Annotated in this window: 11 protein-coding genes; 8 read left to right on the forward strand and 3 right to left on the reverse strand. The window is 39.7% G+C overall.

Annotated features, from left to right (window positions below; translation table 11 throughout):
• Positions 1–93 precede the first annotated feature (93 nt).
• On the forward strand, positions 94–927 hold the full coding sequence (locus AC27JR_RS06480; protein WP_487173118.1) for an alpha/beta hydrolase family protein: 834 nt from the start codon (positions 94–96) through the stop codon (positions 925–927).
• Positions 928–929: 2 nt separating this feature from the next.
• On the forward strand, positions 930–2,165 hold the full coding sequence (kynU, locus tag AC27JR_RS06485) for a kynureninase (protein WP_487173119.1): 1,236 nt from the start codon (positions 930–932) through the stop codon (positions 2,163–2,165).
• A 112-nt stretch (positions 2,166–2,277) separates the two neighbouring features.
• Here the strand turns inward: kynU and AC27JR_RS06490 are convergent, their stop codons facing one another.
• Both AC27JR_RS06490 and AC27JR_RS06495 read right to left on the reverse strand, forming a co-directional pair.
• The gene (locus AC27JR_RS06490; protein ID WP_487173120.1) at positions 2,278–5,526 is read right to left on the reverse strand and encodes a methyl-accepting chemotaxis protein; all 3,249 of its coding nucleotides are present in this window, start codon (positions 5,524–5,526) and stop codon (positions 2,278–2,280) included.
• Between the two features lie 252 nt (positions 5,527–5,778).
• A complete protein-coding gene (locus AC27JR_RS06495) occupies positions 5,779–6,936 on the reverse strand; it encodes a hypothetical protein (protein ID WP_487173121.1) in 1,158 nt (385 codons plus the stop codon).
• A gap of 213 nt (positions 6,937–7,149) precedes the next feature.
• Here AC27JR_RS06495 and AC27JR_RS06500 point away from each other — a divergent pair, with 213 nt between their 5' ends.
• Genes AC27JR_RS06500 through AC27JR_RS06510 form a run of 3 tightly spaced genes read left to right on the forward strand, consistent with a single transcriptional unit; the run spans position 7,150 to position 8,818 of the window.
• Positions 7,150–7,656, forward strand: a complete 507-nt coding sequence (locus tag AC27JR_RS06500; protein WP_487173122.1) for a DUF3087 domain-containing protein — start codon at positions 7,150–7,152, stop codon at positions 7,654–7,656.
• Between the two features lie 15 nt (positions 7,657–7,671).
• Complete coding sequence (locus AC27JR_RS06505; protein WP_487173123.1) at positions 7,672–8,325, forward strand: glutathione S-transferase family protein; 654 nt, start codon at positions 7,672–7,674, stop codon at positions 8,323–8,325.
• 40 nt (positions 8,326–8,365) lie between these two features.
• Positions 8,366–8,818 carry a low molecular weight protein-tyrosine-phosphatase gene (locus tag AC27JR_RS06510; protein WP_487173125.1) on the forward strand — a complete coding sequence of 151 codons (453 nt, stop codon included), beginning with the start codon at positions 8,366–8,368 and terminating at the stop codon, positions 8,816–8,818.
• Between the two features lie 40 nt (positions 8,819–8,858).
• Here AC27JR_RS06510 and AC27JR_RS06515 read toward each other — a convergent pair whose 3' ends face one another.
• A complete protein-coding gene (locus tag AC27JR_RS06515; protein WP_487173126.1) occupies positions 8,859–9,956 on the reverse strand; it encodes an energy transducer TonB in 1,098 nt (365 codons plus the stop codon).
• 232 nt (positions 9,957–10,188) lie between these two features.
• Between AC27JR_RS06515 and AC27JR_RS06520 the strand changes: the two genes are divergently transcribed.
• The 3 genes from AC27JR_RS06520 (at position 10,189) to AC27JR_RS06530 (ending at position 12,453) form a co-directional block, all read left to right on the forward strand.
• Positions 10,189–10,812, forward strand: coding sequence for a GTP cyclohydrolase II (locus tag AC27JR_RS06520; protein ID WP_131690535.1), 624 nt, complete (start codon positions 10,189–10,191; stop codon positions 10,810–10,812).
• Between the two features lie 400 nt (positions 10,813–11,212).
• Positions 11,213–12,001 (forward strand): BPSS1780 family membrane protein, encoded by a 789-nt coding sequence (locus AC27JR_RS06525; RefSeq protein WP_413401281.1) that lies wholly within the window; start codon positions 11,213–11,215, stop codon positions 11,999–12,001.
• Positions 12,001–12,453 (forward strand): regulatory protein RecX, encoded by a 453-nt coding sequence (locus AC27JR_RS06530; RefSeq protein ID WP_109875317.1) that lies wholly within the window; start codon positions 12,001–12,003, stop codon positions 12,451–12,453. The genes AC27JR_RS06525 and AC27JR_RS06530 overlap by 1 nt, the downstream gene beginning before the upstream one ends.
• The last annotated feature ends 13 nt before the right edge of the window (positions 12,454–12,466 follow it).

Raw genomic sequence — 12,466 nt, forward strand, 5'->3', positions numbered from 1 at the left:
AATAGCGCTGGTAAGTCGTATAGAACATTTATAAACGACTGCCAGCGTTTTCAGTTATATCGCTTTTAAGGTTATAAAAGGAAGTACTTTATTTTGAAAAACTTAGTAGTTTTATTTTTTTCTGTATGGCCTTTTTTGGTCAACGCCACCGCGCAGCAACCAGTTCAATTTCCTGATGTAGATAATAATGTTGCATACGCAAGTGTGGCTTCGCTTGGGTATAACTCAGCTGATGAAAAAGTAGCCTACGGCAGTGATGAGTCACAGTACGCATTACTTTGGCGCGCAAAACAAACTCTGGTGCAAACGCCATTAGTTATTTTACTCCATGGTGGTTGTTGGCTGAGTGAGTACGATATTAAGCACACGTATGCGTTAAGTACAGGGCTTGCACAAGCTGGCTTTAATGTATGGTCTTTAGAGTATAGAAGAAGCGGTGCAAGCGGTGGTGGCTGGCCTGCAACGTTTAATGATGTTAAAGCCGGTATTTTAGCGGCAAGTACTTACAATAATGGCGAGTTTAAATTAGCAGGATCAGTTGCGGTAGGGCATTCGGCAGGTGGGCATTTAGCATTGCTTGCGGGTGGTGAAATAAGCCAGCTTAAAGGGGTTATTGGTTTAGCCCCTATTACTGATATAAAAGCGTATGCGCGTGGTGATAATAGTTGTCAAAAAGTGACTCAAGATTTTATGCAAGGCATGCCAACTGATAAACCTAAGGCATACACGCAAGCTAACCCGAGTGAGCAATCGCTTCATCCGCAAAGCATTATTTTACAAGGTGACCAAGATGCCATCGTGCCTGCTTTTAATTTAGAACAGCTTAAACGTCCAGTTGTTATGTTAGAAGGCGTGGGGCATTTTGATTGGATCCATCCGGGATCAGCTGCATTTAATACACTAATACAAAATTTGAATGAGATGTAACAATGAATTTTAATGAGATTATAGCGCTTGATAAAGCGGATACGCTGGCTCACAAGCGTGACGAATTTGATTTACCCGCAGACACTATTTATCTCGATGGTAATTCATTAGGTGCTTTGCCTAAAGCAGTAAAGTCGCGCGTAGCAGAGGTGGTAAGCCAGCAATGGGGTAGTCACCTAATTAGAAGTTGGAATGATCACCAATGGATTGATTTACCTACTCAGGTAGGAGAGAAAATAGCGCCTATTATTGGTGCCGACAAAGGCCAAGTTATTTGTTGTGATTCTATTTCGGTTAATTTATTTAAACTATTAAGTAGTGCGCTATCGTTAAACTCTGAGCGTAACGTGGTGTTATCTACCGAGGATAACTTTCCTACTGACTTATACATGGTACAAGGGTTAAGTGAATTATTAGGCCCCGATTTATGTCAGCTAAAACTCGTCTCAGAGCAAAATATTGAACAAAGCCTAAATGATTCAGTGGCAGTATTACTGTTAACACAAGTGAACTTTAGGACCGGTAAATTGTTGGATATGCACAAAATCACCCAGCTAGCTCATGAAAAAGGCATTTTGGTGATATGGGATTTAGCCCATAGTGCAGGTGCTATACCGGTTGAACTTGATGACTGTAATGCTGATTTTGCTGTTGGTTGTGGCTATAAATACTTAAATGGCGGCCCTGGTTCGCCTGCGTTTTTATATGTAGCAAAACGCCACCAAGCTGCTGTAAAACAACCCTTATCAGGCTGGATGGGTCATGCCAAACCATTTGCTTTTGATGCAAAATATCAACGTGCTAACAATATAAATCAGTATTTATGTGGCACACCCAGTGTGATTGCTATGAGTGCTTTAGATGCTGCGCTTGATGTATGGCAAGATGTAGATATTTCAAAAATAAGAGAAAAGTCGATTGCACTTGCCGACGTATTTATTAAATTAGTACAAACACATTCATGCTTACGTGATTTGCATTTATGTTCTACTGAGAATTCGAGCCAAAGAGGCAGCCAATTAGCGTTTTCACATACCGACGCATTTGCTATATGCCAAGCGTTAATTGAAAAAGGGGTGATTGCAGATTTTCGTGCGCCTAATATTTTACGCTTTGGTTTTACACCTCTTTACACCTCGTTTGAAGATATTTACCAAGCAGTAACTATTTTAGCTGAGGTGGTTAAAACCCAGCTATATACCCAGCCACGTTTTAATTTAGCGGGTAAAGTGACGTAACTTTATGATGGGCCCTTATTATTTGAAGTTTTTAATAATAATGGCTCATCGAATTACTAAAGTTAAAATAAAGGCACCGTGTGAGCAAAATAACGTGTAATGCGACGGGTTATTATTGCTCTTTTTTCAGATTAAAGTAATTGAGTTGCACTCTCATCTCGGTAGCTTGTTCTGCCATTTGACGTGCTGCCGCCATTGTTTCTTCTGTAATAGCCGAGTTTGCCTGGGTTAGACCGGTTAAACGTTGTACAACAAGGTTAACCTCTTTAATCGCTTGCTCTTGTGCGGAGGTAGAATGCGCTATATGTATTATATTTTTATTAACATCGCTAACAGCTTGCATTATGTGTTTTAATTTTTTCCCTGAGGTGTCTGCTAACTCAGTCCCAAGCGCTATTTTTTGATTACTATTTACAATAATGCTTTTTATTTGCTTTGCCGATTTAGCACTGCGCCCAGCTAAATCACCTACTTCATTAGCGACTACGGCAAAGCCTCTTCCATGATCGCCAGCTCTAGCAGCTTCCACGGCGGCATTAAGTGATAGCAAGTTTGTTTGAAAAGCGAGATTGTCAATAACCGTAAGTATTTCGTTAATGTCTTTACTGGCTTCATTCACTTCATCAATCGCGCTAACGGTTTGTATTGATAAGCGATTTCCTTCTTCAGCAATTTGCTCTGCATTGCTTGCCAATGCCACTGCACTTTTTGATTGTTCAGATACTTTAGTTAACTCATCTAGCATTTGCTCAGTACTTGAGCTTGCCTCTTCAAGATTGGCAGCTTGCTCCTCTGTGCGCTTACTTATTTCAGTATTACTTGAAGCTATTTCACCTGCATTTTGCATAACCTGACTAGCCGATACTTGAATCTCTTGAATGACATTGGTTAATTTCTCGATAGTCGCGTTGGTGTCGCTTTTAAGGGTATCGAATACGCCTTGATATTGTCCCTCTATATTTTTGGTAAGGTCACCTTTAGCTAAGTTTGATAAAACGCTACTGACTTCATTTATAGCCAATGAAACTAATGAGGTAGACTCATTTACATTATTTTTTAAATCTTCCAACTGGCCTTGTAATGGCTGTTTTAATTGATGAGAAAAATCGCCGTTTGCCATCGCGGCCATTACTTGATTGAGGTCGTTTATGACGCGCTCGAGGTTAGTTACCGAATGGTTTATATCTGTTTTTAAGCTATTTAGTTGGCCTGTCATAGTCGATGAAATAGTATGATCAAAACGCCCCTGACTAATTGCTAGCATAACTGATGAAATCTCAGTTAAAGCATTATCAATAGCAGTGATTGATGTATTGATGTTACTTTTTAACTGCTCAAGTTGACCGCTGGCTTCACCTTTTATCATTTTTTTAAAGTCACCTTTACTAACAAAGGTCATGACTTCACCTATTTCATTCATTACATTATTTAGGTTAGCCATACTGGAATTAATATCTTGTTTTAATATATCAAGCTGGCCAGCTAAGGGGGCATCTAATTGTGCTGAAAACTGGCCTTGTCGTAATGCACTCATAACGTCACTAATACCATCTATAGCAATACTTAAACTACTAACTGAGTTATTCACGCTGTCTTTTAGTTGCGCAAGTTTTCCTTTCGCTGGATAGGTGATTTGTTCTTTAAAATTACCTTGCTCTACGTTAGCCATAATATCGACGATACTATTCATTGTGTTATTTATTGAAGAAAGCGATTGGTTAATATTACTTTTTAAGGTGCCTAACTCGCCTGACATTGAGGCATTAATTTGAATATCAAATTGACCATCAGCCATAGCAATCGCAATGTTATTTAACTCGTTTATCGCACCATTTAGTGAACTTGCGCAATCGTTGGTTGCTTGTTTTAACGTGTCTAATTCCCCTCGACATGGCGCTTCAATACGTTGATCGAATTTTCCCTCAGCCATTTGATTCATAACACGGTTTGTTTCACTAATAGATAACTGCAGAGCATCAAGAAGAGTGTTAAATGCTTGAGTACTAACGCCTATTTCATCGCTTGAATAGACAGTTGCTCGTAATGAAAAGTCTCCTTGTTGTTCCACTTTTTTCATTGTATCAGCCAGTGCATGTATAGGCTTTGTTAGTGTTCGCGCAAACCAATATGCGGCAATAGTAACAATGAAAATAGTGATGAAAAGTATAACAATGAGTTGTTGAGAAAGTGTGGTTATCGACTCAAAAGCTTCTTGTTCGTCCATTTCTGCTATTAATGCCCAGCGAACATTAAAGACATTTACAGGTGCAAATGCAGAGAGCACCATCTCATTGTTATAATCACTTATCACATGCTGCCCTTTTTCATTTTTTAGTGCTTTGATTACAGATAAGGTATTCACTGTGCCTTTATTTGGGTTTCTAAATGAGCTTTCTACAGAGTGATTTTTCGGGTCGATATAAGAGTCAGAGCGCATTAACCCCTCAGGACCTACAAGGTAGGTTTCTCCGCTTTCGCCCAACCCGCCACGTTCTTTCATGATTGAATTGACATCTTCAATCGATAATTGGGCGGCTAAAATAGCAACCGTTTTACCATCAACAACAATAGGCTTACCTATAAAGCTAGCAGGGGCATTATATGAAGGGGAGTACTGTTTATAATCTGCAAATGCAATTTCTTGAGGATCGTTGCTGTTTTTTAATTGTTGAAATAAACTCGCTAAATTACTTTTAGCATAGGGCCCTGTTTGTAGCGATGTGGCAAAGTCGACTTCTTTATAAACGGAGTAAACAATATTGCCATTTGTTGGGTCGATAATGAAAATATCGTAGAACTCATTTATATTGGTCATATCGCGTAAATAACGATGGTATTTACGGTGCGCTTGCTCGTAACTATCTGATTGCCCAGTAGCGGTTAGTTTTTGTTTTTCACCAATTGGATTTGGGTTATTAGCTAGATAACGAGATTGCAGCTCAATACTTTTTGGATTCATTTGCTCTAATAGGGATGAAGAGACAGTGTCTGTTGGGTTTAGCTGTTTAAATTTTGGGGTAAAAGACTCTTTATAAAAGCGATTTAGAGACGCTGATGAAGCTGAAGGGGATATATCATTAAATCCTTCTATAAACTTTGTCGCAATAGTAGCCATTTCTGGGTTTGCTTGCAGCGCATTTAGCTTATTTTCAATATTGTTAAAGTAGCGTTCAACAGCGCTTTGTTTTACTTCACTCACCGCGTCTAAACGGGAATAAACCTGTTCTGTCATCGAGTTTGACGCTGTATTGATAGTGACCGTGATAATTATTGCTATTGGCACTAGAGCAACAATTAAAAAGGCGGAAATAAGTTTTTTTGTTAAATTTAAAGAATTAAAAAAGTGATTAATTGTGAGCATTACTATGTCCCTGTAATAAGGTTTGTACCTCAAATGAGCATAGAACACAATTTGTGAAGATCTAGTTAATAATTAAAGTAATGAGTTTTTATTATAAAATAGCCGAGATTGATACAGAGCGCTTTTAATTTTAATGTAATTTCAGCATGCTTTTTTAGCGGTTTAAAGCAAAAAAACGTAGAAGCATTTAAGTGCTCCTACGTTTATTAATTAATAGTCGTTCTAACGTTGAAGTTGAAAAAGCAAACGATGTTAGAGTGCGACTAAACTTTGCTCTAACATAGCTTGAATTTGCTTAACTATTTTAGCTTCGGTTTCGGGTTCAAACTGGGCAATTCGCGGGGTATGAATATGTCCAGTCGGAATATCTGAATTTAGTTGATTACGCAGCCGAATACTGCGGTACGAAATTTCGTTAGACAGATATCCACCGCCACCGCCTCGCACTGCAACAGCATCTTTTAATTCGTCAAAACTGTTAGGCTCAAAGTCTTTTTTTAGGGTAATAACATAGTGGTTATCATTAATAGGAAAAGGGCCTTTTGCCTTTAGCATAGCGCTAACAGGTAAGCTAAATTCTACAAATTCAGTACCGGGTAATGGGCGGTCGTTTAAGCTTGGAATGAGCGGTGCTGTTTTGGTACCGCCATACACTATATTGGCGTTGTCGGGCGCTGTTACACTGCGGCGCTTGCCTGGAAAGCGTTCAAGGTCAAAGTCTTTACTACCCATACTAACGGTAACTACCATATCTACATTATTAAGTGCGTAATAAGGGGCAAGTAAGGATTCTATAATGCCTTGATCAAAGTCTTCATAACGCACTGGCACCATCACGGTGTTTATTTCAGCACTAATCCCTTTATAGTTTATTACTTGACCATCAAGAAGCAGTGCAGCCACGCCCGATGGGTTACTTTGGTTTATATTTCTATCAAGTAAAAATGGATCAAACCCGGTTAGTAGTATCTTTTTAGTGGTGTTTTTTGAGTAGCTCAGATCAGTGCGGCCTCGGCTTCCGTTTTCTAGCAACGTTAATAACACTGTTTGCTGCTCGGCGCTCAGCGAAAATGCAGGCTCAATGGTGCGAATTATTTTACTTGATTGTAAGCGAGCCCAGTAAAGTGCACGATCATCTAAGTTTTGCGTTTTAGCGATGCGTTTTTTTGCACTAAACCACAATCGTTTTGAGTAGTTATTAACGGCATCTACGGCTTGTGCATAGCTTGAAAGTGATTTGAATTGCTGCTCAAATTGATTAACTTCGCTGGCAAAAGCGTTTAGCACGCTCGGCATTGCTTGGCTGGCTTTTTCAATTCGCAATTCTTCTGGAGTTAGCGGTGTGTTTAAATTAGCTAACGCACTAAAAGAAGAAAACATTAAGCTTGAGGCAATCAGTGTTTTTATCATGATGTTCCTATGCTGAGTCGTATTTGTTGCCTACTATCCTATGCCTAATAAGTGGGTGCAAATAAAATCGTTGGTTGGTTTTATGTTGTAAGCAGTATAAAACAGGTGCTAAATCAAAAACTACGGGTATTTTATTAAAAAGAGTCGAAACTCTGTGATGGGTTTAGCTACAATGGGGCTGTGTATTTTTTAGTTTTTTACTTTTAGGCAACTATGCAACTTATTCAAATAAATAAAGCACGTTATCGTAAACATTTAAACCGCGTTATAGTCGGTTGTGCCGCAAGCTTAGCGATTGGTAGTTTAGCTATTTCACAAACCTTGATTGTATTATTCCCCGATGAAAGTGGCAGTCATTTCCATTGGAATTTATTAGGCGTTATTGTTACGAGTATTGGCATAGGTTGGTTGTTAAATAAATATCGAACACATCCTTTTATGACCGAGGTGGTGTATGTGTGGGAGCTTAAACAAGCGCTTAATAAAATCACTCGTAAAATGGCTAAGCTAAAAGCTGCTGGGCGTGAAGGTAACCCAGATGCACTATTAGCCATTCACTATAGTTATGCAGGCTCACGCTTGTTATGGCAGCTTGACGATAACACCATCACCATGGATGATTTGGCGATTAAACAAGCCGATCTTGATAGCGTTGCGGCCAAGTTCAACTTAACCTTAAATGCCGATGACTACGATGACGCAATTTTAAAGCAGTTTTAATTTATAGGAATTACAATGAGCATAATTCTCTACGGTGTCCCGCTTTCTCCTTATGTACGTAAAGTACGTGTGTGTTTAGCGCATAAAAAACTCGACTATAAACTCGAAATAATCTCGCCGTTTAATCAACCTGACTGGTTTTTAGAACTGAACCCACTAGGGCGTATTCCGGCGCTAAAAGACGGCGAGTTAAGCTTGGCGGATTCTAGCGTTATTTGCCAATACCTTGATGAAAAACACCCCAATCCAGCGGCTTTACTTGGCAATACTGCAGAGCAACGTGCAGCCGTTCGCTGGTTAGAAAAATACGCAGATTACGAGCTGGCTCCACTGGCAACATTTACGGTATTTCAGCAACGTATTATTGCCCCCACAATGCAAAAGCAAACCGATGAAGCATTGGTACAAAGTGCATTAAATGAAAAACTACCGCCTTTATTTGATTATTTAGAAGGTTATTTAGGTAGTAACGAGTTTTTTGTTGGCGAGAGCTTAACCCTTGCCGACATTGCAGTGAGCTGCCAGTTAATGAATATGGAGCATGGCGGTGAGCAACTTGATGAGTCGCGCTGGCCAAAGCTTGCTGCTTTGCATAGTCGGGTAAAACAGGGCACCGCTATGCAGAGCATGCTGGAGGGCGAACAAAAAATATTAGCCTCATTAAAATAACGTTTATCACCGATTTTTAGCAAAGCTTAGGGAGCCATAAGTGAAAAAAGTACTGATTGTTTGTTTAGGTAATATTTGTCGCTCACCTACCGCAGAGGCTGTATTAAAAGCGCGTGCTAAAAAGTTAGGCATTGATCTGCTAGTGGACTCGGCTGGGACTATTGGGCACCACGAAGGTAACCCGCCAGATAGACGCTCTATGCAAGCTGGCGAAAAACGTGGTTATAGTTTTAAAGGTATTTTTTCGCGCAAGGTGCGCAGTAGTGATTTTAGCGAGTTTGATTTAATTTTAGCAGCCGATACACAAAACCTCGCAGATTTAACTGCACGTTGCCCCGAGTATTTACAATACAAGCTTGCGTTATTTTTAGAGTATGGCGAGCAAGCACAAAGCGCAATTCCGGACCCTTATTATGGCGGTGATGATGGCTTTGAAAAGGTACTTGATTTAATAGAGGCCGCCAGCGATAACATTTTAGCTAAGTTAAAGTAGAATAAACTAAAAAGGCGCTTGAAGCGCCTTTGGTATGTTATTAACGGTTTACTTTAAAATCGAGCTGTACTTTGGAGGTTGCTGCAACCGCTTTTCCATGTTCAAACTTAGGTGCATAACGCCATTGCGCTAATGCTTCTACTGCCGATTTTTCAAAAGCAAGGCCGCCTTCTGAACTAAGTACGCGTGGGTTTTTTACAAAGCCAGACTCATTTACTTCAAACTCCATAACTACGCTGCCATTCTTACTAAATCGCGCCTTGTTTTTAGGGTATTTAGGGTTAACGCGGTATAGCGGCGTTTGCTCTTGGCTTTCTTTCCACGGCACCATTTTAGCTATCGCGATACAGTGCTTCGTGGCTTCATCACTTTTGCCTTGTTTTTCATACAAGCCAATCAGTCTTGAGTGTGCGGTTAGCTCGGCGTTGTGATCGTAACTTAAGCTTTCATCAAATACCTTTACTACGCGATTAAGCCGTTCAATTGCTTGGTCGTATCTTTTTCGACCTTCCGCAAATGACGCCATTAAAAAGTCAGCTTTTATTTGTTCAACCGAGTTTTTAGGTAAGTTAGCTTGATAATACTCATCGGCTTCTTCTAAGTAGTTTTTAGCTTCACGGTATTTTTCGTAGCTGAATTTATTGGCTAATATGGTTGCCGCTTCTAATTTCATATCGGCCAAAAATTTAGGTTTATTTTCTGTGTTTGCTATTGCAATGACTTGCTCTAAATAATAGTCCGCTTTTTGAGCTGAGGGCGCAAAATTAGCCATGCCAACTAAAGCATCAACGGTTTCTAATGATTGTTTACCATGGTTGTTAACTGAAATAGTGTAGGCTTGTTGGTAAAGTGAAAAACGCTTTTCAATCCACTGTTTACCGTATCGATTAATTGATTTTGCATAGTTAATCGCTAAGTTTGCGGTGTTATCAGCATTTTCACCGTAAACAGCTTTACCTAATGTGTAAGCCTGCTCCGCGGCTTGTTGTACATTGTCTGCAGTTTTAACCGCATTTAAGTAATTTTGATACGCGTCGTTGAAAACGGCTTGAGCGTTATTTGCTTGTTCGGCAAATGGCGTGGTGCTTAATACAGATAAACCTAAGCCCATCAGTAATGCAAGTTTATTTAGTTTCATAATGATCCCTATTATTTGTCGGTGGTAAATTAGCAAATCCTTATGTGTATGTCATCATTTTAGGTAAACCAAGGTAAATATCCATTGCCAATATATTTATGTTTGAATATTGAAAATAGCCGCAGTCGTCGCCATATATTTGTCATTACATAAGATGTACTACGATCCAATTTTGAACTTTTGTGATATTATCACTTTATCGTGTCGTAGTTTTTTAATATTTGGATTGGTCGTGGCGCAAGTAAGAGCAAGAGTCCAGCTTAATGTTGGCAAAAATAGTGATATTCCAGCAGAAATTATCTCCTTTAGTGGCTTAAAAGATGGCCAAGAGCATGTTGCTTTAGTATTTAATAACGCCGATACCGAGCAAGGTGTCCCACTTATTCGTATGCATTCTGAATGTTTAACCGGTGATGTATTTCATTCGTCACGCTGTGATTGTGGTGAGCAGTTAAACGAGTGTATTGAAATGATGCATGAGCAGGGCGGTATTTTACTTTATTTACGCCAAGAAGGGCGTGGTATTGGTTTATATAATAAAATTGATGCGTATGTACTGCAATCACAAGGTATGAATACTTACGAGGCCAACAATCATTTGGGCTTTGCTGATGATTTACGTGATTTTTCGGATGCTGTGTTAATGCTCAATGCGCTCAATTTAAAGCATGTAAAATTAATGACTAACAATCCTAAAAAGCTTAACGCATTAAAAGATGCTGGCATAGAGGTGGACTCTGTTGTGGGCACTCATGCACACATTAAAGCTGGGCTTTCAGGTAACAAGGCGTATTTAGAGACAAAGATTAAGCATGGCTCTCACATGCTAGATATTAAGAAAATTAAAAAACCTTAGGGTCTGTTGACCTTTCAAGGTTAAATTTGCAGCAGTCTGTTTGGTATTTAGGCAAGGCAGAGCCTATGTGGTGTGGTTATTCCCCATAAATAGGCGATAACGCAGCATCAATGCCAAACAGGCGCTGCCCTTCGGGTTCTGCCTAGGGGCGATTTACTCTTTGTTGCCTACATGGATGTAGGTAAGGGGCGTGAGCAGGACGCGGAAGCTTTGCTCGGTTTTTACTTAGCCCACTAGGTTACAAACCTCACGCCGCGATTAAATCGCCCCTAGTTTGAACAAATTTTAATCGGCAAAGGTCAACAGACCCTAATATTAACGGCATTTATCGCCACCACCTATGTAATACCAGCCAACGCCGAGTTATACTCGGCGTGTTTTGTTTTAATTAAGAGCAAGTATGTCTACACAATTACGAATTTTTAAAGCGGATGCAGCATTAAAGTGGCTTAAAGCAGGTTGGTTAATTTTTAAAACTCAGCCATTAACCTTTATTTTTATGCATTTGTTTATTGGCATTGTTGGCTTGTTGTCGTTATTTTTGCCGGTATTACAAATAGCTGCAGCATTAGCTACACCATTTTTAACCGCCGGTTTTTATCAAGCCGTGCTTACCAAGCAGCAAGGCGGAAAAATTATGTTAGCTGATATTTTGAAGCCCTTTTCAGCCAAAGGAAATCGCTTAGGCTTATTTCGCTTAGCGCTGTATCAAATGGGGGCGGGAATTTTAATTGCCTTGCTCGCCAATGGATTATTTGCTGATGCAATGGCGGTTATGACACAGCCAGACTTAGACCCAAACACCGCTGTTAGCCAAATGCTTGAGAGCATCTCGTTTGCTAACGTGGCATTGTTTTTAATTGCGCTCTCAATTTACTTTACTTCGTTTGCCTATGCAGTACCGCTGGTTTACTTTAATAAAGAGCAACGTATTTTAAATGCCTTAAAAAGTTCGTTTATGGTGTTTTATTATAATATTTTACCATTGAGTGTTTATGGTATTATTTGCGCATTATTAATGGTGGTGTCGATGTTCTTATCACTACTACCACTGTTGATTTTAATGCCAATTTGCTACATTAGTTTCTTTGTTTCTTATCAGGCTATTTTTATGCCCGTTGTGCCACCAAGTGATGACAGTAACATTAAGCCTTTAAGTAGCGAGCAAAGCGGACGCTTTGACGCTTAATGGATGATACGTTAAAACAAAAGTTAAAAAACTATGTGCTTTGGTTACTTGGAAGGCAAGAGTATTCGCGCCGTGAGTTAACCCAAAAGCTACAGCAAAGAGAAGCAACCGACGAGTTCATAGAAAACCTGCTTGATTGGTGTGAAAAGCACAATTTTATTAACGAGCAGCGTTACTGTGAAGGGTTTGTAAGAAAGCACATATTTAAATGCCACGGCTTAAAGCGAATTCAAAGCGAGGCCATGGGTAAAGGGATTGATAGAGCACTGCTTGAAACAGTGGTTGAGGAGCTTGAAATAGATTGGTTTGAGCTCGCGCAGGAAGCGTACAACAAAAAGTATTCAACGACACCGGCAGACCTCGAGTACAAAGAAAAAGCTAAGCGCGTGCGCTACTTAATGTATAGAGGTTTTAGCTACGATCAAATAAATTTTGCAATGCAAGCACAGTAAATACAGGTGAGAC

Source organism: Pseudoalteromonas sp. NH0006-26, assembly GCF_057552415.1.